This is a genomic window from Citrobacter sp. Ce006 (genome assembly GCF_030336535.1).
Lineage (GTDB): Bacteria > Pseudomonadota > Gammaproteobacteria > Enterobacterales > Enterobacteriaceae > Citrobacter > Citrobacter europaeus.
The window spans coordinates 1-24,066 of sequence record NZ_JAOWDO010000053.1; the positions used below are offsets into that span (position 1 = coordinate 1).

The window sequence follows — 24,066 nt, forward strand, 5'->3', positions numbered from 1 at the left end:
GACGCGGGGTGGAGCAGCCTGGTAGCTCGTCGGGCTCATAACCCGAAGGTCGTCGGTTCAAATCCGGCCCCCGCAACCAACACATTAAACACCTTAACGGGTGTTTTTTTGTTTCTGTCGCCCATAAAAAAAGCGCTTTTCAGCGCTTTTTTGTTATCCCCTTCTCGCCAGCGTCGCCCCATCGGCAAAGTAGGCTTTAATCCCCGCCAGAATCGACTCTGCAACTTCCTGCTGGAAGGTCGCCGTTTTGAGTTTACGCTCTTCCTCAACGTTACTGATAAATGCCGTTTCTACCAGAATGGATGGGATATCCGGCGCTTTTAGCACCGCAAACCCGGCCTGTTCAACCTGATTTTTATGTAGGTTATTGATTTTTCCAAGCTTGTTCAATACCGCTTTACCAAACTTCAGGCTGTCGGCGATGGTCAGCGATTGCACCATGTCGAACATGGTGTGGTCGACATAACGGTCACCGCTTTTGCTGACGCCACCGATGAGATCCGAGGCGTTCTGGGTCTGCGCCAGATATTTCGCGGCGGTACTGGTGGCGCCTTTGGTTGAGAGCGCGAACACCGACGAACCGCTGGGCTGTCTGCTGGTAAAGGCATCGGCGTGAATAGAGACAAACAGGTCTGCACGCTGCTTCTGCGCTTTCGCCACGCGGACTTTAAGCGGAATGAAGATATCTTCATTTCGCGTCATAAAGACCTTCATGTTGCCCTCTTTCTCTATGAGGGCTCGCAGGCGGCGGGCAATCTGCAGTACCACATCTTTTTCACGCGTCTTGTATTTCCCCACCGCACCGGAATCCTCTCCACCGTGGCCAGGGTCCAGCATAATGACAATCGGACGATCGCGCCCCGCTTTACCAGGCTGCGGGCCACTTTGCGCAGGCGGCACCTGTTTATCCAGATCGCCCTTGTTGTAATCTTCCAGCAACGCCAGCAACGGATCCTGAACATCCTGGGCATTCGCAGGATAGAGATCCATCACCAGACGTTCTTTAAAGCCAGCCACCGGAGCCAGCGCAAAAAGTTGCGGCTTCACGTTCTGTTTCAGCTCGAACACCATCCGCACGGTCTGTGGGTCAAACTGCCCAACACGCGCCGACTTAATATACGGATCGTCAGGACGGATCTGCGTACCAATGCCCTTAAGCACCGAGTTCAAGTTAACGCCTTCAATATCCACAACCACACGCTCAGGATTACTCAGGGCAAACTGTTTGTATTTCAGCAGACGGTTAGATTCTACCGTGACGCGGGTATAGCTGGACGCAGGCCAGACACGAACGGCAACGACCTGACTCACGGCAGCCAGACCGACCTGGCTGACGCTCAAAAGCCACATAGCACCCGCACCTTTCAGTAAACGGCGGCGACTGATTGCTGAATTGGATCCCGACATGCTTCTCCCGAGCAAAAGAAATCTTTATTGAGGTAATACGTAAAACGTCCGAATTGACCGGAAACTTTAGCGAATGACGCATAATCTGTCATCAATAAAAGGGTAAACATTCTTTTTATATTCACGGCATTACTGAGATAAATCTTCGGGGTGGGTAAAAATTACGCTTGCGCACAGCGCCAAAACAGAATAAAAATACACAAATTACGAATAATCATGCAATGAGGGTGTGCCGTGGTGAAGGAGCGTAGAACCGAACTGGTACAGGGATTCCGCCATTCTGTTCCCTATATCAATACCCATCGGGGAAAAACGTTTGTCATTATGCTGGGCGGCGAAGCCATCGAGCATGAAAACTTTTCCAGTATCGTCAATGACATTGGTCTTCTTCATAGCCTCGGCATCCGCCTCGTCGTGGTCTATGGCGCACGACCGCAGATTGATGCCAACCTTGCGGCGCATCATCATGAACCGGTGTACCACAAAAATACGCGCGTTACCGACGCTAAAACGCTCGAGCTGGTCAAACAGGCTGCGGGATTACTTCAGCTTGATATTACCGCCCGCCTGTCGATGAGCCTGAATAATACGCCACTGCAAGGTGCACACATCAACGTGGTCAGCGGTAATTTTATTATCTCTCAGCCACTGGGCGTTGATGACGGCGTAGATTACTGCCATAGCGGGCGTATTCGTCGTATTGATGAAGATGCCATTCACCGCCAGTTAGACAGCGGCGCGATTGTGCTGCTGGGGCCGGTCGCCGTTTCCGTCACCGGTGAGAGCTTTAACCTGACGTCAGAAGAGGTCGCCACACAGTTGGCTATCAAACTGAAGGCGGAGAAAATGATCGGGTTTTGCTCGTCTCAGGGCGTCACCAACGATGATGGCGATATTATTTCCGAGCTGTTTCCTAACGAAGCCCAGGCTCGCGTTGAGTTGCAGGAAGAGAAAGGCGATTACAGCTCCGGCACGGTGCGCTTCCTGCGCGGGGCGGTGAAAGCTTGTCGCAGTGGCGTACGCCGCTGCCATCTGATCAGCTATCAGGAAGATGGCGCCTTGCTGCAGGAACTGTTCTCCCGCGACGGGATCGGTACACAGATCGTAATGGAAAGCGCCGAGCAGATCCGTCGCGCCACCATTAACGATATCGGCGGGATTCTGGAGCTGATCCGCCCGCTGGAGCAGCAGGGTATTCTGGTCCGCCGCTCGCGCGAGCAGTTGGAAATGGAGATCGACAAATTCACGATTATCCAGCGTGATAACCTGACCATCGCCTGCGCCGCTCTGTATCCTTTCCCGGAAGAGAGAATTGGCGAGATGGCGTGCGTGGCGGTGCATCCGGACTACCGTAGTTCGTCGCGCGGGGAAGTGTTGCTGGAACGGATCGCCGCGCAAGCCCGGCAAATGGGGCTAAGCAAGCTGTTTGTGCTGACCACGCGCAGCATCCACTGGTTCCAGGAGCGCGGTTTCACGCCGGTGGATATCGACCTGCTGCCGGAAAGCAAGAAAGAGATGTACAACTATCAGCGGCGGTCAAAAGTGCTGATGGCGGATTTGGGGTAAGAGTCGTTGCCGGATGCGGCATAACTGCCTTATCCGGCCTACATCTACATCATGCCGTCATTAAATAATGACGACAATCCGCTGCGACGTTCGGTGCGGGTGGCAACGGCGCCACTCAGTATCCGCTCATCGGCATACAGCGACAGACGGCGACGCGCGCGGGTAACGGCGGTATAGACCAGCTCGCGGGTAACCACGGGTGAATGCTGGCTGGGTAAAATCAACGCCGCGTGGTCAAACTCGGATCCCTGCGATTTATGCACCGTCATCGCCCAGGTGGTTTCATGCTCAGGCAAGCGGCTGGGTTGCACCGATTTGATAGCACCGTCCGGCAGCGTAAACCACACCCTCAGGCCCTGTCCACGATCGAGGGCAATACCGATATCGCCGTTAAATAATCCCAGCGAACTGTCATTGCGCGCGATCATCACCGGCCTTCCCTCATACCAGCGGCTATGCGGTGAACGATGAATTTTACGTTTTTGCGCCATCACCTGCTCGATGCGTTCATTCAAACCGCCCACGCCAAACGGCCCTTCCCGCAGGGCACATAGCAGTTGATACTCATTGAAGGCCTGAATGACAGCATCCGGTTCGGCACCCTCGCGCAGTAAATCCAGATAGTGCCCATAGCCCGCCAACGCCTCATCCAGCATTGCGGCATAATCCTCGCTGCTGTGTAACGTGCGTTTTTCGATGTCGCTAAATCCCTGCTGGAAAACCGTTTTTATCGCAGCTTTGTCGCCGCGATTAATCGCAGCAGCCAACTGACCAATTCCGGAATCGCTGCCAAAACGGTAGCTCTTTTGCAGCAGGCACAGACTGTCGCGCAGAGCTGCCGCCTGAGTTCCCGGCCCTGCCGGAATAGCGCTTCCGGTCAGGCGACTGAGCTGGCGGGCGCGTTCCGGGGTAAACCCGTCACTGACGAAAGCACAGATATCCCCCAGCACCGCCCCCGCCTCGACAGAAGCGAGCTGGTCGCGATCGCCCAGAAAAATCACCCGCCCGTGCGGCGGCAGCGCATCGATAAGGCGCGACATCATCGGCAAATCGATCATCGAAGCTTCATCCACCACCAGCACATCCAGATGCAGCGGGTTTCCCGCATGATGACGCAGGCGCTGACTGCCAGGCTGAGCGCCTAATAATCGATGCAGCGTACTGGCGTCATCGGGAATGCGTTTCTTTTGCTCATCGGTTAGCGGTAGCTCTCGCAGTGCCGCACCCAGCGAGGCGGTCAGGCGCGCTGCCGCCTTTCCCGTTGGCGCTGCCAGTCGAATACGACAGCGTTCACCGTCCGCCATCTGAATCAATGCCGCCAGCAGCCTCGCAACCGTTGTCGTTTTTCCGGTTCCCGGCCCGCCGGAGATCACCGATATACGACGGGTCAGCGCTACAGCAGCGGCCACTTTTTGCCAGTTAACTCCCTCTGATGGCGGAAACAGCGCCTCCAGCGTATGGGTCAGGCGTTGTTCGTCCACCTCAATGGCGTGGTTTACCTCACTGAAAAAGCGCGCCACCGCGCGTTCGTTATGCCACATCCGGTTCAGGTACAGGCGATCGCCATACAGCACCAGCGGCGTGGGTTGATCGCCACGGCTTACCGCCCCGGAAGCCAGCAGGCAGTCCGCCCAGTTCTCAGGCTCTCCCGCTTCAGCGAGCCAGCCGCTTAACAGAGGATGCGCGTCCTCACTCAGGGATAACCGTGAAAGCGGTAAGCAGACGTGCCCTTCACCTGCTTCGCGGCTGAGCAACGCCGCCGCCAGCGCAACGGCAGGGTTATCATTTCCGGCAACCGCCAGCGCAAACTGAGCATCCAGAGGCCTGAGCTGCTTTTGCTCAACGGCTTCCAGTAATCGTTTCTGGATTGTCATGACATCTCCTCCAGCAGCGCACCAGCAAATAACTCATCCATCAAGGCGATCAACTCCCCGTCAGGTCGGGTCGCGTAAATTCCCTGCTGCGGATTCTCACTGTCAACACCACGCAGGAAGAGATAAATAACGCCGCCAAAATGGCGTTCATAATCGTAATCAGCAATGCGATGGCGCAAGTAGCGATGCAGCGCCAGGGTATAAAGTTGATACTGCAGGTCGTAGCGATGCACCTGCATGGCAGAGGCCATCGCCTGCTGCGTATAGGCTGAGCTGTCTTCGCCCAGCCAGTTCGATTTGTAATCGAGCAGGTAATAACGCCCCTGGTGGCGGAATACCAGGTCAATAAACCCTTTCAGCATGCCACGCACCTGCATAAATTCCAGCGCAGGGCACCCCGCTGAGAGCGGATCGTACTGACGAATCAACGCATCAAGTTGGTTGGCCATCAGCGGCTGCGAAATCGGCAGATAAAACTCCATCTCCACCTGTTTTTCACGCGCGGAAAGATGGCTCAAACTCACGCCCGTCTCGTTGAGAGGCGCTTGCAAAATGGCGTCCAACCATTCGGTCAAAACCGGCGTCCAGTGCGCGTCATAACCCCCCAACGCCAGTTGCTCTTCGACCCAATGCGGATCCACCGGTTGCGTAAAATCGAGATCTTCAAACAGGCTATGCAAGAACGTACCCGGCGAAGCGCCGCGCGGGAACTGATGCGGTGTAAGTCCTGACTCTTCAATAACCTCACCGACGCCTGCGGCATCGATATCGAGTCGCGGGATCAGATCCTGCGCGATACCATGTCCCCGCTGTTGCAGACCGGAATAACTGGTCACTCGCCAGCTATCGCCGGGCGTACGCCGCAGTATTTTCGCACTCAGTTCGCTGCTAACAGCCTGCGTAACCTGCCAGGTTTCACCGTCAGGCTGCGCAGGCGTCTGGCAGGCAATATCGTTGCTGCAAAGCGCTTCAATCGCACCACGCAGACCCGCAGCATCCATCGGCTCGCCTTTTTGCAACAGGCGGCCAAGGGCACTCTGATGCACATCGGTATCCCCTTTTTTATCGCCCCGGCGTCGCACCAACGGCGCAACGCCAAGGCTGCAGTGCCATACCGAACGGGTTAGCGCGACATAAAGCAAACGCAGGTCTTCCGCCAGGCGTTCCGCTTCGGCCAGCTCAACGCTCTCCTCGGCATCGCTGAGATCCAGCACAGCTTCAAAAGAGCTGCGATCGTGGTAGAAAGCCTGATCCTGGACACGGAAATTGGTGATAAACGGCAGCCAAACCAGCGGATACTCCAGCCCTTTCGATTTATGGATGGTGACGATTTTGACCAGATGCTTGTCGCTTTCCAGCCTGAGCTGCTGGCTGGACGCGTTGCTGTCGGGTTCAAGAATATGCTGGGATAACCAGCGCACCAGCGCATGCTCACTTTCCAGTTGCGACCCCGCTTCCTGCAACAGTTCGCTGATGTGTAGAATGTCTGTCAGGCGGCGTTCGCCCCCCGCCGTCGCCAGCAGGTTTTCCGCAATCTGGCGGGCTGCCATCAGCGCGCGCAGCATCGGCATCACGCCGCGTTTATGCCAGATCTGACGATAGCCATCGAACTCTTCGACCACCGCATCCCAGGCATTTTCGTCGTTATTTAACGCTTCAAGATCCTGCGCATTCAGCCCCATCATCGAGGTCGCCAGCGCGCTACGCAGCGTATTCTCACGCTCCGGCGTCATCACCGCCTGCAGCACCCACAGCAACTCCTGCGCCTCCAGCGTTTCAAATACGCTGTCACGGTTAGAGAGGTAGACGGAGGGAATGGCCAGTTGGGTCAGCGCATCACGGACCAGCGCCGCTTCCTGGCGGCTACGAACCAATACGCTGATGTCCGACGCGCGTACCGGACTGGATGTTTTACCACTGACCAGTTGCGCCGCGCCAGAATGCCCGGCCTTAAGCCAGTCGCGAATTTGCGTGGCGCACACCTGGGCCATGTAGTTCTGATAGTCGCCTACGCCACAGCTTTCCCCTTCCATCAGCCACATACTCATAGCGGGTTGCGTTTCACCGTGTAAAACAAACTGAAGCGCCTGGTTTTTTTCTGCAGATTTTACCGGGCTGAAGGGGATTTCGCGGAACATAAAGGCGTCGTCCATCTGGCTGAAAAGCGTATTCACGCTATTGACCATGCCAGGGGCCGAACGCCAGTTGGTATCGAGCGTATAGTGTGCGCTGACTTCGCTGCGCGCCTTCATATAGGTGAAGATATCCGCGCCGCGAAACGCGTAAATCGCCTGTTTCGGATCGCCAATCAGCAGCAGTGCAGTATCCGGCTGATGCTGCCAGATCCGGCGAAAAATACGGTACTGCTGCGGATCGGTATCCTGAAATTCATCGATCATCGCGACCGGAAAACGGGTACGAATCGCCGTCGCCAGCGCATCGCCGCTTTCACTGCGCAACGCCGCATCCAGACGGCTGAGCATATCGTCAAAACCCAGCTCACCGCGGCGTCGTTTCTCTTCGGCAACCGCCGTGCGGATCTCCGCCAGCGCCCGGGTGATCACCAGATCCCGCAGGGTTAACGGTTCGCTAAGCAGTTCATCAATAGCAACAAACAGCGGGTGCTGAGGAGTTATCCCGCCCGCTTTAGTGCGCTCTTGCAGAAAACGCTGTGAGAATTTCTCCAGCGCGTCAGGAAGCTGGTAACTTTGAGTTTCTTCCTGCGCCCACGCGCTGATCTTTTCGATCCACTTCCCCTGGTTACCGCGATTAAATTTACGTCTGTCGATCCCGGAGGCTTCCAGCAGGCCGTCCAGCTCATCAACGCAATCGCGCCATTGCTGCTTGATTTGACTAATGCGCGTGAGAATTTGTTCGTGCCGGGAGGCCAGCGTTTCGTCATCGGACGGCGGGGCCTTGATAACCGGCGCTTCCCCCTGCAGATAGCGATCGATATCCCTCAGCAGCGCCTGCGGTCCTTTCCACGTTTCAAAAATCGCCTGCGCAATGTCGCGGGGCAGCGGGTAGCAGTGTCGACGCCAGAAGTCCGCACAGGCCTGATAGCGCAGCAGCGATTCATCTTCTATCAGTTGCTGTTCGAACAGCATGCCTGATTCAAAGGCGTTGAGACTGAGCATACGCTGACAAAAACCGTGGATGGTAAACACCGCCGCTTCATCCATCTGTCTTTCAGCCAGTAGCAGCCACTGAGCGGCCTGTTTTTTATCGGCGATTTCATCTAACAAACGGGCGTATAGCGGGTTGTCGGTAGTTTCACGCAGGCAGGCAATTCGCAGTTCATGAATGTTGCTACGAATTCGACCGCGCAGCTCTTCGGTGGCCGCCTCGGTGAAGGTGACCACCAGCAGTTCTTCGACGGTCAGAGGACGAGGAAAGGCGGCAGCGCCGCCCAGTCCAAGCAGTAAACGTAAATACAGAGCGGCGATGGTAAAGGTTTTACCGGTGCCCGCAGAGGCTTCAATCAGGCGCTCGCCCGTCAGGGGCAAGCGCAGTGGATCAAGGGACTCAGCGGCATCATTCATTCTTATCACTCATCAGGGGTAAGGTTTGCTGCAACGCGCTGACGGTCTGCCACACTTTCCAGCCTTCCGGGTGCACATATTCTGCTTTCCCGTTCTGACTGCCGGAAACCTGTGACAGTATCGCCATGCCTTGCGGCTCAACCACCGCCTGATGGAAGAAATCGGCAAGTTTTTGCGGCGTCAGCAGTTTAATCTGAGCCACTATTTTATCACGTGAATCGAAGCGCATATTACCGCGATCAAAATCTTTGCTTAACTGCGAGGCTTCAGCCCCCAGCGTTTGCGGTGCCTGCAGCATTTGCGCAATAATCGCCTGCTGAATTTGCGCAAACTCTTCAGGTTTCATCGCCCGCAGCTTCGCTTCCGCCGTCGGGAAGAACGCTTTATAACGCTCCCAGAGGTAAGACGGCTGCTTATCGCTGCTTTGCAGCAGGAACCCCATTCCCCACTGACGGCCAACGCTCATTGGGAATGCAAATACGGCGTAGCCTAACTGTTCTTCAGTACGCAATTGATTGTAGAACCACGGCTGAACAATCTGCCCTAACATGGCGCTGTAGGCTGAACTGGCGTATTCATCGTATCCGGCTGGCACAAATACGGCCGCCAGCGCAGAATCCGTGCTGCTGCCTGCTTTTTCAAAGATAACGGACTGCTTCTTGTCCACCACCACATCTTTGTTGCGACACCACTGTGACCCGTTAGCGCCAAGCTGTTGCTGGATATCCCGCGCCATGGTTGTCGCCTGAGCTGCGCTCATATTACCAATTACCAGGAATTCAGGTCGCGCACCGGTTTTTAAGGCGTCGCGGTAGGTCATCACCTCTTTCAGGGTGATAGAAGGCAGCAGCTTACGGCGTTCATCACGTGAGAAATACGGTACCTGAGAAAGCATCTGCACCGGCATAATGGCCTGATCGTAGGCTTTCCCCTTCTCTGCGGAATCCATCATCTGCGCATACCACGATTTTGCCTGTTCCAGCTGTTCATCCGTTGAGGTGTAGCTGAAATAGCCGCTCAGCAGCGCCTGAAAAAGCTGCGGCAGACGTTGGGTGTAGCCGTTGGCGTTAAGCATCAACCCATTGTTAGCATTGGTTGAGAAACCAATTCCACCTACCGACGCCTGGTTGCTTAACTGATCGAGCGCAATCCCCGCCAGGTAATCGTTAAGTGCGAATAAAACCTGGTTGCGCGCGCTGTCCATGGCTTTCGGGTTACGCAGGATCGCGCTAACGTCAGCCTTCGGCTCACTGGCAAAATACTGGCTCGGCGCATACACCACACGTAAATCCGGCTCATCAACAATCAGTTCCGGGTGGGCGTATTTTTTATCCGTTTTAATCAGTGTGAAATCATCCGGAATGTAGGGGTTTAACTCCGGTAAAGACAGCGCAATGCCCTGCGCTTTTTGCTGCCAGTCGGCAAAGGTTTTGTCGCTGATCTTATCCACCTGGTAAGGCGCATCGACAAAATACGCGGTTTTATTATGCGGTTCTTTCGCGCTGATATACCAGATACGCGCATTCTGCGGCGTCATCATTGCCAGGCGTTGCTCAACGGCTTTCGCATCGTACTGGTCAGCAATATTCACCGCATCCAGCGTATGTTCGACGGGAACACGGATCATGGTATCAGCCAACCATTCCACGTAGTCCATATCACGGGTGATGGAGGGATAACGGAAATCCAGATCCAGCACGTGCGCCAGCTCGTCAAAATAACGTTTATCGACGCCTTTCTCGCGTAACAAATTGAGGTAGCTAAAGATTGCCGCAACAACTTCATCGCGGTTCGCCAGCCCCTTGTCGGTTAACGTCGCGGAAATGGCTAACACGCCGCTGTTCCCGTTGACCACCGGATCGGAGTCTGCGCGAATACCTTCAACCAGGCCCTGCTTTTGCAGCCAGTCAGACAACGTGCCCGGGCTACGATTGCCAATCAGGTAGGTCACCAGTTCATCGGTTTTACTGCGGAACTGCGCGCTGTTGTTATCGATACGAAACTCGACGCGCAGCACTTTACGCGGCATTGCCGGAACATAGTGGATGATGACGCCCTTTTGCGCGTCGGTGACTACCGGTACGGTAATTTCAGGTTTTGCGATATTTCTGTTCGGTACGCGTCCAAAGGTGTCAGCCGCTATCCGCGCCAGCTCTGGCAGCGGTTTATTACTATAAATCACTGCCTTCATCAGGTTCGCGGAGTAGTACTTTTCATGAAAATTTTGTAATGCCTGCACCACCGGGTTACCCGGTTTATCGCTTAATGTCTCGAGATTTCCGCCGGAGAAACGCGAGCCTGGGTGCGCCGGGTTGATAGTCTCAGCGCTCACCTGCGCCATACGCATCCCGTCTCGGGTACGCGCCAGCGTCAGCTCGGAGTTAACCGCGTTACGCTCACGGTCGGCATATTTTTTATCCAGTAACGGATCGGCAATAGCGTCCGCCAGACGATCCACCGCCCCCACCAGCGCGTCGTTTTCGACTTCAAGATAGAAGGCCGTACGATAAGGCGCTGTGCTGGCATTGTGGCTGCCGCCGTGCATTTTCAGGAATTCAGCCAGGCTGTCCGGCTGCGGGTATTTTTTCGAGCCCATCAGGCACATGTGTTCAAGATAATGCGCCAGCCCCTGATGATCGTCCGGATCTTCCAGCGAGCCCACGGGGACGACCAGTGCAGAGAGGGATTTCACGGCCTGAGGATCGGATACCAGCAGCACGACCATGCCATTATCAAGGCGCACGGCCTGATACTGACGGGTGTCTTTATCGCTTTTACGGATGGTTTCAGCTAAAGGCTGCCAACCGGTATCTGCCTGACTTACGGGAACCCAAAGGGCGACGAACAACAGTAATGCGCTAAACCAGGTGCTGCGGGGCATTCACAAACCTCATCATTAACGTATTCACCTGTTCACTGCAAAGCACGTATGAATACGTGGTCTGAACAGGGCAAGACTCTGTGCTGAACGAGCCAGCATCTTCTCTTTATAAGAATCAGTCCGTGACAGAATGCGCATCATAGATGAAGCCATCAAATTGCGCAATTTTTATACAACCATCATGACTGATTAAAGCGAAAAATCGGTAACAGGTAGTGCTGAGACTGTAAAACAATGGTCTCCAGCGTATCAGCATCCAGTTGTCGCCAAAGACGCTGATACCAGATGTCGTCGCCTTCACCTCGTACTATCATGTTGCCTTCATAGGCCTGCAGAAACTTACTGCGCGCTTTTTGCAACGTTGCATCGTCATCTAACATGGCATCATTTGCGGCGTCATAACAGGTTTTTATCCATGCACCGCCGCTTTCGGGCAACACCAGCAACGGTGACGACATGCCTTCCCGATACCCCTCAATGAGTTGCGACAGGTACAGTAACGCCTGTTCTGCATCCAGCGGCGGAAAACGCCATTCCCCGTCTTTACGCAGGAACAACCGGCTCTCTCCCGTACCGCCACTGGCACAATAGACAAGATGTTCCAGCCAAAGTTGCACACCTTGCGCAATGCTTATCAAAGATGGGCGCCAGCGCAACAAACCGTCCTCTTGTACCTGCGGCAGCCAACCGGTGATTTGCACGCCGTTACAGTTAAGGTCGATTTCCATACTCTGACAGGGCTGGCGACAGGCGATAATGCGTTCAGCCAGCGACTGCATCTCCTGACGCTGCGTATCCCACAGAATTTCGCCAAATGGCCCATAGGGTAGCGCGCCCGCCGCACGAAAACGGCGGAACAGCCGTTCAGCATCGTTCTCTTCAACCAGCGTATTAAGCAATTGCTGATTAAGCTGATAGCGGGTTAATCCTTCAAGGGTGAAAGGTTCCGTATCGGGGATCTCACTCTCTTCAGAGCGGAAATTAACCCTCAAACGCATCTGGAAAAAGGCGCGTACCGGATGAGCCCAAAATCGCTGCAGCGTTTCCAGCGTCAGCGTTTCGGGCATCTCAAAGGGAAGAGGCTGTACAAAGTCCGAGTGCGCTTTTCCTGACAGACTCGCCGCAGGCAGCCATTCCCGGGCATAGCTTTGCTGTTCACCCGGTAGATAGTTTTGTGCATCAAAGGGCATACGGGTATGCAAACGGGTAACGTGCGCTTTTACCCGGGCCTCGCTTTGATCGCAGGTTAACGATTCATCGCCCGGCAGATAGTGGCTTTGCCCAATGTAGTCCATCAATTCCTGTACCAGAACCGACGGGAAGCGCTCGCTGTTGTCCTGAATGGATCGGCCAATGTAGCTGATATAGAGCGTTTGCTGTGCCGAAATCAATGCTTCGAGGAACAGATAGCGGTCATCATCGCGACGACTACGATCGCCCCGCATCGGTTTTTGGCTCATTAAATCAAAGCCCAGCGGCGCAAGCTGGCGCGGATAAACGCCATCGTTCATGCCCAGCAGGCACACCACCTTGAAAGGAATAGAACGCATCGGCATCAGCGTACAAATGTTTACGGGCCCCGCCAGGAAGCGCTGGCTGATGCGCTCCTGGTCAAGACGCTGCGCCAGCTCATCACGTAACAGAGAGAGCGGTACGGCCTCGCCATACTCGGCTCCCAAACCTTCAGTGATAATGGCCTGCCACTGCTGTTCAATCAGCGTCATCGCCGCTTCGGTATCCGCGTCCGGCAGGAAGAAATCATTAAGCATGTCCCGGCAAACAGGTAGCCATTCTTCCAGCGGTCGTTCCTGCGCTAACCCTCTACGCCAAAGATTGAGCTGCATCAGCAACGAGGCCAGATGCCCAACCAGCTCGGCAATCAATCCGCTGGACTCATCGTAAGGCAATACCGATTGCCACTCGCCCTGCGCGCTTTCCATCGCGTAGCCGAGCAGCATACGCGTTAAACCAAATTGCCAGGTATGCTGACCTGTAGGCGGAAGCTCCAGCTCACGCACGTTATCGTCGTCAATTCCCCAGCGAATACCGGATTCATTGACCCATAAGCGAAGATAGCGCAGCCCCTCTTCATCGATATTGAAACGCGCCGCCAGCACGGGAACATCCAGTAACGCCAGGACATCCTCTGAGACAAAACGGCTATCCGGCAGCGACAGCAGGCTAATAAAGGCCTGTAAGACGGGATGAGACTGGCGCGCCCGACGGTCGGAAATCGCGTAAGGTAAGTAACGCTCGGCTGGCGCGCTGCCAAAGACCGACTGAATGAATGGACTGTAGCTGTCGATATCCGCCACCATCACGATAATATCGCGCGGCGTCAGCGTTGGATCCGCTTCCAGCATTGCCAGCAAGCGGTCATGAAGAATTTCTACCTCGCGCTGTGGGCTATGGCAGACATGGAAAGTCACGCTGGTATCGTTCAGCTCAAGCCGGCGTTTATTGTCGCTCCGGGAATATTCTTCCAGCGTAACGCCCGCCACAGCATGACTTTCAAGCTCCAGAATATCCGATTGAATATTGTGCAAAAGATTGTCAGGCGTAATATCGACGAACGCATCCAGCTCCTGACTATTCTCTAGCTCTGAAAGCAGGTAAATGTAATCGCGCCCCAGTTTGCCCCATGAGGCCAGCATCGGGTTGCCCACATCCTGTTCGCCATCGCTATTAAATAATCCTTCAGCTTTCTGACTGTCACGAAACAACGGCAGATGGCGTTCTTCAAAGCTGTGCCGACGCTGACGCGCCATCAGCTTCGCCAGCCAGGCGGGATCTTTTATATCCCCCCAGTAGTAGCGACAAGGGTTGGTAAACAGCAGATGAATATCAATGTGCTTACCCAGCGCCTGCAATGCCTGCAAATAAACCGGCGGCAGCGCCGAAATACCGCAAATAAAGACGCGAGAAGGCAGTCCCTGCGGGCACTCGGACGCACTTTCCAGGGTCTGAATAAAACGTTGGTATAAATTGGCACGATGCCAGCGCGGCTGGCCCAATTCCTCAGTGTATTCCACCAGCGCTTTCCACAACGGGGCCTGCCAGGCCTGAGACTCGCCAAGTCCGTCAACCAGTCGCCCGGCTTCCCACTGGGTCAACCAGTCAGGGCGGTAGACTAAATACTGGTCAAAAAGGTCAGCAGCGCGCGAGGAAAGCTGAAACAGCTTGCGCTTATCGGTGTCGTCCGTCAGATAGTGGCGCAGCAATGCGAAATCATCGCCATCCAGTAACTGCGGCAACAGCGTCATCAACTTCCAACTCATGCTCTGTTTGCTAAACGCGCTCTCTTTCGGGATATCCGGCAGCACGCGCACAAACATATCCCAGATAAAACTCGCAGGCAGCGGAAAATCGATGTTGGCGGCAATACTAAACTTCTGTGCAAGGGTCATTTGTAGCCACTGCGCCATGCCGGTACTTTGAACCAGGATCATCTCAGGTTCAAAGGGGTCGTCCAGCCGCTCGCGCTCAACGATAAATTCCATTAACGCTTCCAGCACATCCAGACGATTGGAGTGGTAGACCCTTAACATAGCGACTCCTGACTACTGACGATTCGGGCAATGCAGACGCGTCATCTGACCCTGCCTGCCCAGGGGTGAAGATATTTTAACGTTGATGCTGACACATCCCGCTCTCGTTGTCTGCATTCGGTTAATCTGCCAGTCCAAAGGTGATGAAAACTGATACAGCTGGGTTTGCTGCCAGGCATGACGCCAGAGTTGTTGGTACTGGTTTCTGATGATAAAGCTGTTCATCAGCGCCCGCTGGTATCCCGACAACGCGGTCACAATCATTATCATCAGTACCATTGCCAGCATCACTTCCGGCAGGCTAAAGCCACGCTGTCTGTTCAGGGGATCTGACATAACGCCTGCTCCTTTAACGGGCAAAAATCGCTCCAGCCATTGGCCGAGAAGGCGATGTTGCCATCGATAACCGCTCCCTGACGCCATAGAGACACCCCTTCATAGTGAGCAATAAGCAGCACGAAATTATTGGTAAGCAGGCGCAGGCAAACCGCGGCATCCTTCATGGTATCGCGCCGACACTGTACGGCGGGTTGTATGCGCCAGGGCTGCATACGTCCCCATTCCAACGCGGATTGCACCGTCGCCTGACGCTGCAGCGCCTGGCTTTGCGTCACCACTCGTGAAGCAAAACTGGCCTCCTGTCTGCTAGCGCCTTGCAGCAGAAGACTACCGAGCACCAGCAGCAACAGGACCATCGCCAGAGATGAAGCGCCTCTCTCGCGGTTCACAGGTTGAATCCCGTAACGCTGTACACGGCTTCAATAACCTTTTGTGGTTCGACATTGTTCACTCCGCGCAAACGCAGCGTAAGGAGCGGGGAATATCCGCTGATCTTCAGGCGTTCAACCTGAAATGCCTCAATCTGTATCGTGGCTGGATCGGTCATTTTCTCCCACCCTTTTCCATTACAGTCAGTTGCTCCCCGCAGGGTCTCCAGCACCTTGTCCTGTAAACGAAACCCGATAGCATCAGCCTCTTTAGCGGAACTGCTGTCCCAAACGCCGTTGCTGTTAGCATCCCAGCGGGCAATAACACAGTCCCCCTTAGCCGATATCACCAGTCCCTCTCCGCCACAGTTTCCCCGGCAATACCCTGCCCGCTGAAGGTGCTTAGCCACGGTATAGACCCGCTGCCATATTTCATCTTCCAGCGCCAACTGGCTCGTATTGCGCAGAATCTCTCGCTGTAGCGCCGGTAAAAATTGCGCTGAGCTAAGCAGTAAAACGCTGCTAATCGCCATCGCAATGAGTACCTCCAGCAGTGAAAATCCCCGTTCCTTTACTGACATAACCGGGCCTCATCGCGTTCGCAAAGCCTGATTCGCCCCCAACCAGATACCACCACCCGCCATTCCCCTGCCGTATTTTTCAGGCGGATATGTCCGGCCCATGCCGTATTGCGCAGACCAAAAAAGGCCAGTGAAGGCGTTATCTCTGCCAACTCGACATCGTCCCAGAGCGGTGTAAACACCAAAGGTGAAGCGGGTTTGCACACATCTTGCGAAGCCGCAGAGCTGACAAAGCACCACGATGCGCCATCCCGAATCACGCTTATCACGTGATCGCGGTTACGCCAGTTAGCATCTTCACGCAGTTGCAGCAGGTAATCCCGGACCTGGCAGGCGGTTTGCCACAGGCGCTGTTGTTGCTGCCAGCGCTGCCAGCCATAAAGACCTGATGCTCCAAGCGCCGCGACGATCAGCATCGTAATCAGGGTTTCGAGAAGCGTGTAGCCGTGTTGTTTTTTCATGCCGCCAGTATGGCGTGAGGAAAATGAATAACGAGCGGGAAATTCGGTTTCTACGGCGAGCTACGGAGAATATTTTTCGAGTTGCAGTCCATTGCAATAATTCAGGAATCTGCGCCGAAGAACGCGATTTTAGATAAAAAAAACCGACGCACACAGGCGTCGGTTGTGACAGCATGAAGCCGGTTAGATAGCCACTGGCGCTTTAATACCAGGATGCGGATCGTAGCCTTCAATTTCGAAGTCTTCGAAGCGATAGTCAAAAATAGATTCAGGCTTACGTTTGATAACCAGCTTCGGCAGCGCGCGCGGTTCACGGCTAAGCTGCAGATGCGTTTGATCCATATGATTGCTGTACAGGTGCGTGTCGCCACCGGTCCAGACAAAATCACCTACTTCCAGATCGCACTGCTGCGCCATCATGTGCACCAACAGGGCGTAGCTGGCAATGTTAAACGGCAAGCCGAGGAACACATCGCACGAACGCTGATACAGTTGGCAGGAGAGCTTGCCATCCGCTACGTAAAACTGGAAGAACGCATGGCACGGCGCCAGCGCCATTTTATCCAGCTCGCCGACGTTCCATGCGGAAACGATGATACGGCGAGAGTCCGGGTCATTTTTGAGCTGGTTTAACACCGTGGTGATCTGGTCAATATGGCGTCCATCTGGCGTAGGCCACGCGCGCCATTGTTTGCCATAAACCGGGCCTAAATTACCGTTTTCATCCGCCCATTCGTCCCAGATTGAGACGTTGTTTTCATGCAGGTAGGCAACGTTGGTGTCGCCCTGCAAAAACCACAGCAGCTCATGAATGATCGAGCGTAAATGGCAGCGTTTAGTCGTAACCAGCGGGAACCCTTCCTGCAGATTAAAACGCATCTGATGACCAAAAATGGAAAGCGTTCCGGTTCCGGTACGGTCGTTTTTCTGTGTGCCTTCATCCAGCACTTTTTGCATCAGTTCTAAATACTGTTTCATGGTTCCTCAGGAAACGTGTTGCTGTGGGCTGCGGCGGTACGCCCAAACCATCATAATAATGCCTGCGACAATCATCGGGATAGAGAGGATCTGTCCCATGCTGATGTACTGTACCCAGGTGCCGGTAAACTGCGCATCCGGCTGGCGGAAGAATTCAACGATAATACGAAACGCGCCATAGCCAATCAGGAACAGACCGGATACCGAGCCCATCGGGCGCGGCTTGCGAATGTACAGGTTGAGAATGATAAACAGCACGACACCTTCGAGCGCCATCTCATAAAGCTGTGAGGCGTGGCGCGGCAGCGAGCCGTAGGTATCAAAAATAGACTGCCATTGTGGGTTAGTTTGCAGCAGTAAAATATCTTCGGTGCGAGAGCCCGGGAACAGCATGGAAAACTTGAAGTTCGGGTCAACGCGTCCCCACAGCTCACCGTTGATAAAGTTACCCAGACGCCCTGCGCCCAGACCAAACGGAATCAGCGGGGCGATGAAATCAGAAACCTGGAAGAACGAACGTTTGGTGCGTTTGGCGAAGATAATCATCACCAGGATCACACCAATAAGCCCACCGTGGAAGGACATCCCACCGTCCCAGACGCGGAACAGATACAGCGGATTATCGAGGAATAACGGGAAGTTATAGAACAGTACGTAACCAATACGCCCGCCGAGGAAAACCCCAAGGAAGCCCGCATACAGTAAGTTTTCTACTTCATTTTTGGTCCAGCCACTGCCCGGACGATTCGCGCGGCGGGTCGCCAGCCACATCGCAAATATAAACCCCACCAAATACATTAAGCCGTACCAGTGAAGCGCGACGGGTCCGATTGAGAAAATGACCGGATCGAAATCCGGAAAATGCAGATAGCTACTGGTCATCTGTCACCACAAGTTCTTGTTATTTCGCTGAAGTCAGACAGCAATTGATAAGCGCGCCTGCATAATACAGGCGCTCCAAAGGTGCGAATGATAGCACAAGGGGATCGCAGCGGATGCCGGGAAGATGTAAAAGATCTGTATAGGTAATCTTTATCCCCCCGCAATGCCTGATGGTGCTACGCTTACCAGGCCTACAGGCTGATAACACGAAATTTGTCAGGCCTATAATCCCCCGCGAATCAATCCCCCCATGCCACGGCGCTCCATAAAGGCCGCTACCTGATGGCGTACTTCTGCCGCCATCTGCGCTTCCAGGCTGCGCTGCGCCAGCGTTTGCGCTTCATCAAAATCGATATGACGCAGCAGATATTTGACGCGAGCGACGGAACGACCGTTCATCGACAAATGACGAAAACCAAGGCCGATCAGAATAGCCACGCACATCGGGTCGCCCGCCATCTCACCGCACAGGCGCAAATCGATACCGCTTTTTTCGGCTTCCTGCGCAATCATCGCCAGCGCACGTAACATCCCCGGATGCAGGCTGTCATAAATGCTGGCTACCCGCGTATTGTTACGATCGACGGCCAGAATGTACTGGGTTAAATCGTTAGTTCCGACCGAGATAAAGTCTATCCGGTTTGTCAGATGCGGCAGCATGAATACCATCGACGGAACTTCCAGCATGATGCCAATGCGCGGTTTCGGGATCGCATAGCCGATCATCTCTTCCACTTCACGTCCGGCGCGTTCAATCAAACGTCGCGCTTCGTCCACTTCATCAATGCTGGTAACCATCGGCAGCAAAATGCTGAGGTTGCCTGTTGCCGCGTTGGCTCGCAGCATGGCGCGAACCTGGATCAAAAAGATCTCCGGCTGATCGAGCGTTATGCGGATCCCACGCCAGCCAAGGCACGGGTTCTCTTCACTTATCGGCATGTAGGGCAGTTGTTTATCGGCGCCGACATCCAGAGTACGCAGAGTTACCGGCTTGTCATTAAACATTTGCAGCATCCCCTGATACTGCGCAACCTGTTCTTCTTCCGAAGGAAAACCGCTTTGCAGCATGAACGGGATTTCAGTGCGGTACAGGCCAATGCCGTCGATTCGGCTACCCAGCTTTTCTTCATGTTCCGGGCTGAGACCCGCATTGAGCATCACCTTCACGCGCTCGCCGCTTTTCAACTGCGCGGGTTGGTTGACGTCGTCTTCCGCCAGGCGGCTCAGCTCAATTTCTTCACTGATAAGACGCTGGTATTCCTGGATCAACACCGGTTCCGGATCAACCAGCAGTTCACCGCGATAACCGTCCACCACCAACGTACGGCGATGCAGCACCGAAGGCTGGATATCGGCCCCCATGACGGTAGGGATACCCAGCGCACGAACCATAATTGCCGCATGGGAGTTGGCTGCGCCGTCCCGGACAACCACACCGACTAGCCGGTCCTGAGGAAGTTCCGCCAGCGTGGTCGCGGAAAGCTCATCCGCCACCAGCACAAAACGTTCCGGCCAGGCATTCGGCCCCTGAACAGAGTCGTCAAGATGGAACAGCAGACGCTGGCCCAGCGCACGTAAATCTCCGGCCCGCTCTTTGAGGTAGTTATCGCTCAGGGCGGCAAACTGTTCGGCAAACTTTTCGATGATCGTTTTCACGGCCCACTCGGCCACCGAACCGTTATCCACTTCCGCAAACAGCTCACGGCGCAGACGGGTATCGGAAAGCAGGTGTGAATAGAGATCAAAGATCGCCGCCGTTTCTTTCTGCGCCCCGGCGGTAAAGCGTTTGCTGTAGCGGCGAAATTCGTTCGCCGCCTCTTCCAGCGCACCGGTCAGTCGCTCGCGCTCAAGCACCGGGTCCAGCGTTGAAGCCTGATAGACCTGTTCCATCAGCGGCAGCGTCGCGTCCTGCCAGCCTTCGGCTATTGCCACACCGGGAGCAGCAGGCAATGCACGGATACGCGTTTGCCGGTATTGGCCGAACAGCGCGTTTAGCTGCGACTGCGAAAGAATAGCCGCCATTTGCGTGGCGAGCGTGACGAGGAAAGACTCTTCACTTTCATCGTACTGGCGCAATTCGCGCTGCTGTACCACCAGCACACCTAAAAGCTGGCGGCGCTGAATGATCGGCACGCCTAAGAACGCACGAAAGCGCTCTTCTTTTACCGAAGGAATGTATTTAAAGCTGGGATGTTTTTGCGCATCGGCGAGGTTGATAGGTTCCGCCAGCCTGCCAACTAGGCCAACGATACCTTCATCAAACGCGAGTGCGACAGTGCGACCACGCGGTTTTTTCAGTCCCCGGGTCGCCATGAGGTAATAACAACGTCGATCGTGATCGGCCAGATAAACCGAACAGACCTCTGTATCCATCGCAAGACAGATGTCGGTAACCAGAATATTCAGCGCTTCATTCAGACGCGGAGCACTGGCCACCTTTTCGACTATTTCGCGCAGGCGGGTGAGCATAATTTGCGTAGCTTAACCTCTTTTACGTCTGTACGCAGGTGCGCTTTGCGGCTTAGGAGTACTCTCCTGAAGCGCCATGACAACACTTGCGAATTCTTTCATCACCCTGCGATAGACATCGCGTTTAAATGACACCACCTGTCGAACCGGATACCAGTAACTCACCCAGCGCCAGCCGTCGAACTCAGGTGTACTGCTGGTTTGCATATTGATTTCAGCATCGCTGCTGACCAATTGCAGAAGAAACCATTTTTGTTTCTGGCCGATACAAACCGGCTTCGTGTCCCAACGCACCAAACGTTTCGGTAACTTGTAACGCAACCAGTTACGAGTAGAAGCAAGGATCCGTACATCTTTACGACTAAGACCCACTTCTTCAAAGAGTTCCCGGTACATCGCCTGCTCTGCTGTCTCTCCTGCATTTATCCCACCTTGCGGGAATTGCCAGGAGTGCTGACCAAATCGCCGGGCCCACATGACCTGCCCCTGGCGGTTACAAATTACTATCCCTACATTCGGGCGGTAGCCATCGTCATCAATCACCGGACTACCTCAACATAAACCTTATATACAAACGATTGTTTCACACTCCTGAGGGGCGGTAAACCACTCTGTTAAGGGTGCGATATTCTAATAACAATTGAATAACTCACAGCTAAGGGCCGAGTTATAAACAGAATAAGGGCAAGCAAGGCGATTTTATTCACCTTTTCTGTGGATATAGTTGTGAAGAAGTACGGAATTACTATGGGAAAACCCAGAACAGTCCGAATAAGACATTCGTCACATATCAAAAATAGTCTTATTGATTCATAAAGTTAAAACCGATCAGTGCAAATAAACACTTAGAAATGTGACGTGTATCACGCACACGATCTTCAGGCTGATGAAAGATCGACCAGCGTTGGTTTTATCCACAGATTATGCCAATAAGTTAGGCACAATTTGTGTGAAAATTCGATTTTCGTCGCACGTCAAGGCTGTAAATTGAAACAGTAGTGGGGCTTTTTCACAGTTATCCCATCTTTCTGTGGATAACATGGTGTAAGATCCTGTTCATTGTCAGTGACCAGAATTGGAAAACCCACTTCGCTGTTGCGCAACTCTGCACACGTGAATCTAAAAACCAATATAAATCATAGAATTGAATAAAGCATGTGGAAAAAGATAAACTCTGTCCACACGGTATAAAATCATTGCTCATTTTTTCACCTAAGGGTTAACCCGATGCCTGAACTCCGTCCGTTGCTTTCTCCCCCTGAATCTGAAGCCCAGTTGCTGAGCCAGGCGCGGCTACTTTCGGGCTACGCGTTAGGAGAATTAGCGGCAATGGCGGGAATCGTGGCGCCTAAGGATCTCAAGCGCGATAAAGGCTGGATTGGCGTGCTACTGGAAATCTGGCTCGGTGCCAGCGCGGGCAGTAAACCAGAGCAGGATTTTGCGGCACTGGGCGTGGAGCTGAAAACGATCCCTGTGGACAGTCTTGGCAGACCGCTGGAAACCACCTTTGTGTGTGTGGCGCCGTTAACCGGTAATACTGGCGTCACCTGGGAAACCAGCCATGTGCGGCACAAACTTAAACGCGTTCTGTGGATCCCGGTGGAAGGCGAACGCAGCATCCCGCTGGCTGAGCGTCGCGTCGGCTCTCCCCTGCTGTGGAGCCCGAATGAAGAAGAAGACCAGCAGTTGCGTCTGGACTGGGAAGAGTTGATGGACATGATAGTGTTAGGCCATGTCGAACGCATCACCGCTCGCCATGGGGAAGTACTGCAGCTGCGTCCTAAAGCAGCCAACGCCCGAGCGCTAACCGAGGCCATTGGCGCTCATGGCGAACCCATCCTCACCCTGCCACGCGGCTTTTACTTGAAAAAGAACTTCACCCGCGCATTGCTTGAGCGACATTTCTTGTTCCAGGCGCAATAGGCACCGTCCGGCCTTTCACCCGCCGCGTTACGGGCCTATAATTACCGCTTCTTTTTTTTGGCAGGACTTTGTTCGATGTTATTTGCATGGATAACCGATCCTAACGCCTGGCTTGCGCTCGGTACGCTGACGCTGCTGGAGATCGTTCTTGGGATCGACAATATTATTTTCCTCTCTCTGGTTGTAGCCAAACTCCCGACAGCGCAACGTAATCATGCCCGACGCATTGGGCTTGCAGCGGCGATGATCATGCGTCTGGCACTGCTGGCTTCTATCGCCTGGGTAACGCGGCTGACAAACCCGCTATTCGAACTGTTTGGCGAGGCGATATCAGCGCGCGACCTGATCCTTCTGCTGGGGGGATTGTTCCTTATCTGGAAAGCCAGTAAGGAGATCCACGAATCCATTGAAGGCGAGGAAGAGGGACTGAAAACCCGCGTATCTTCTTTCCTGGGCGCGATTGTGCAGATCATGTTGTTAGACATTATCTTCAGTCTGGATTCCGTGATTACTGCGGTTGGCTTGTCCGATCATCTGTTTATTATGATGGCGGCGGTGGTGATTGCCGTAGGCGTGATGATGTTTGCCGCGCGCCCAATTGGCGAGTTTGTCGATCGCCATCCTTCGGTAAAAATGCTGGCGCTCTCGTTCCTGATTTTGGTCGGTTTTACGCTAATTCTGGAAAGTTTCGACGTCCACGTTCCGAAAGGATATATCTATTTCGCCATGTTCTTCTCTATCGCAGTAGAGACCCTGAACCTGTGGCGTAATAAAAAAAATCCGCTCTGAGGAAACCCATCGCTCCCTGCAAGGGGAGCGAATGCCGGCCACACCTACCCCTTCTCACAGTTTAAGATTTTACTGCTTTCACCATGCACAACTTCGCGTTATTACTAAACTATTGTCAGACGCAGGCCATGTGAGGATAAGCAGATGAAAAAATGGGCAGTTTTGATTTCCGCCGTAGGACTGGCTTTTGCCGTTTCCGGATGCAGCAGCGATTATGTAATGGCAACAAAAGATGGTCGAATGATCCTGACCGATGGAAAACCAGAAATTGACGATGATACCGGTCTGGTGAGCTATCACGACCAGCAGGGCAATGCGATGCAGATTAACCGCGATGATGTGTCTCAAATCATTGAACGCTGATGGTTGAGGTCAGCAGCGCGCTGGCCTTAACAATTTTACTTCCCTTTTTCGCTTCCCTCAGCCATTTTTATAATCCTTATGTCGTGATTATAAAA

Annotated in this window: 17 protein-coding genes and 1 tRNA gene; 5 read left to right on the top strand and 13 right to left on the bottom strand. The window is 54.0% G+C overall.

Annotated elements, in window-relative coordinates:
* Positions 1–2 precede the first annotated feature (2 nt).
* Positions 3–79, top strand: a tRNA-Met gene (locus tag OGV94_RS01475).
* 74 nt (positions 80–153) lie between these two features.
* Here the strand turns inward: OGV94_RS01475 and amiC are convergent.
* Positions 154–1,407, bottom strand: coding sequence for an N-acetylmuramoyl-L-alanine amidase AmiC (gene amiC / locus OGV94_RS01480; RefSeq protein WP_043017425.1), 1,254 nt, complete (start codon positions 1,405–1,407; stop codon positions 154–156).
* 234 nt (positions 1,408–1,641) lie between these two features.
* Between amiC and argA the strand changes: the two genes are divergently transcribed.
* On the top strand, positions 1,642–2,973 hold the full coding sequence (gene argA, locus OGV94_RS01485) for an amino-acid N-acetyltransferase (RefSeq protein WP_043017426.1): 1,332 nt from the start codon (positions 1,642–1,644) through the stop codon (positions 2,971–2,973).
* A gap of 44 nt (positions 2,974–3,017) precedes the next feature.
* Here argA and recD read toward each other — a convergent pair whose 3' ends face one another.
* The 12 genes from recD to rppH all read right to left on the bottom strand — a co-directional run bounded on the left by recD (position 3,018) and on the right by rppH (position 21,439).
* Entirely contained in the window at positions 3,018–4,847 is a 1,830-nt protein-coding gene (gene recD / locus OGV94_RS01490; protein ID WP_181231107.1) for an exodeoxyribonuclease V subunit alpha, read from the bottom strand.
* Positions 4,844–8,389 carry an exodeoxyribonuclease V subunit beta gene (gene recB, locus OGV94_RS01495; RefSeq protein ID WP_286522453.1) on the bottom strand — a complete coding sequence of 1,182 codons (3,546 nt, stop codon included), beginning with the start codon at positions 8,387–8,389 and terminating at the stop codon, positions 4,844–4,846. Before recB ends, recD begins: the two co-directional genes overlap by 4 nt.
* Positions 8,382–11,270 carry a pitrilysin gene (gene ptrA / locus OGV94_RS01500; protein ID WP_105179661.1) on the bottom strand — a complete coding sequence of 963 codons (2,889 nt, stop codon included), beginning with the start codon at positions 11,268–11,270 and terminating at the stop codon, positions 8,382–8,384. The genes recB and ptrA overlap by 8 nt, the downstream gene beginning before the upstream one ends.
* 179 nt (positions 11,271–11,449) lie before the next feature.
* Entirely contained in the window at positions 11,450–14,818 is a 3,369-nt protein-coding gene (recC, locus tag OGV94_RS01505) for an exodeoxyribonuclease V subunit gamma (RefSeq protein WP_286522455.1), read from the bottom strand.
* Positions 14,819–14,830: 12 nt separating this feature from the next.
* Positions 14,831–15,154 (bottom strand): prepilin-type N-terminal cleavage/methylation domain-containing protein, encoded by a 324-nt coding sequence (locus OGV94_RS01510; RefSeq protein ID WP_043017431.1) that lies wholly within the window; start codon positions 15,152–15,154, stop codon positions 14,831–14,833.
* Positions 15,139–15,546, bottom strand: a complete 408-nt coding sequence (locus OGV94_RS01515) for a DUF2509 family protein (protein WP_286518645.1) — start codon at positions 15,544–15,546, stop codon at positions 15,139–15,141. Before OGV94_RS01515 ends, OGV94_RS01510 begins: the two co-directional genes overlap by 16 nt.
* Positions 15,543–16,106: a prepilin peptidase-dependent protein gene (locus OGV94_RS01520; protein ID WP_080626148.1), complete on the bottom strand. Its 564-nt coding sequence runs from the start codon at positions 16,104–16,106 to the stop codon at positions 15,543–15,545. Before OGV94_RS01520 ends, OGV94_RS01515 begins: the two co-directional genes overlap by 4 nt.
* A complete protein-coding gene (locus OGV94_RS01525; RefSeq protein ID WP_181634345.1) occupies positions 16,097–16,567 on the bottom strand; it encodes a prepilin peptidase-dependent protein in 471 nt (156 codons plus the stop codon). The genes OGV94_RS01520 and OGV94_RS01525 overlap by 10 nt, the downstream gene beginning before the upstream one ends.
* Before the next feature lie 183 nt (positions 16,568–16,750).
* Positions 16,751–17,545 (bottom strand): thymidylate synthase, encoded by a 795-nt coding sequence (gene thyA / locus OGV94_RS01530; RefSeq protein ID WP_003033990.1) that lies wholly within the window; start codon positions 17,543–17,545, stop codon positions 16,751–16,753.
* A gap of 6 nt (positions 17,546–17,551) precedes the next feature.
* Positions 17,552–18,427: a prolipoprotein diacylglyceryl transferase gene (lgt, locus tag OGV94_RS01535; RefSeq protein ID WP_043017436.1), complete on the bottom strand. Its 876-nt coding sequence runs from the start codon at positions 18,425–18,427 to the stop codon at positions 17,552–17,554.
* 222 nt (positions 18,428–18,649) lie between these two features.
* A complete protein-coding gene (ptsP, locus tag OGV94_RS01540) occupies positions 18,650–20,896 on the bottom strand; it encodes a phosphoenolpyruvate--protein phosphotransferase (protein WP_043017437.1) in 2,247 nt (748 codons plus the stop codon).
* 12 nt (positions 20,897–20,908) lie between these two features.
* Positions 20,909–21,439: an RNA pyrophosphohydrolase gene (gene rppH, locus OGV94_RS01545; RefSeq protein WP_003825602.1), complete on the bottom strand. Its 531-nt coding sequence runs from the start codon at positions 21,437–21,439 to the stop codon at positions 20,909–20,911.
* A 684-nt stretch (positions 21,440–22,123) separates the two neighbouring features.
* On the opposite strand from rppH, the gene mutH reads away from it, so the two are divergent.
* From mutH to ygdR, 3 genes are all read left to right on the top strand, one after another.
* A complete protein-coding gene (gene mutH, locus OGV94_RS01550; protein ID WP_043017438.1) occupies positions 22,124–22,819 on the top strand; it encodes a DNA mismatch repair endonuclease MutH in 696 nt (231 codons plus the stop codon).
* Between the two features lie 75 nt (positions 22,820–22,894).
* Positions 22,895–23,608, top strand: a complete 714-nt coding sequence (locus tag OGV94_RS01555) for a TerC family protein (protein ID WP_003033961.1) — start codon at positions 22,895–22,897, stop codon at positions 23,606–23,608.
* A 144-nt stretch (positions 23,609–23,752) separates the two neighbouring features.
* Complete coding sequence (ygdR, locus tag OGV94_RS01560) at positions 23,753–23,971, top strand: lipoprotein YgdR (RefSeq protein WP_000758660.1); 219 nt, start codon at positions 23,753–23,755, stop codon at positions 23,969–23,971.
* Positions 23,972–24,066: the final 95 nt, after the last annotated feature.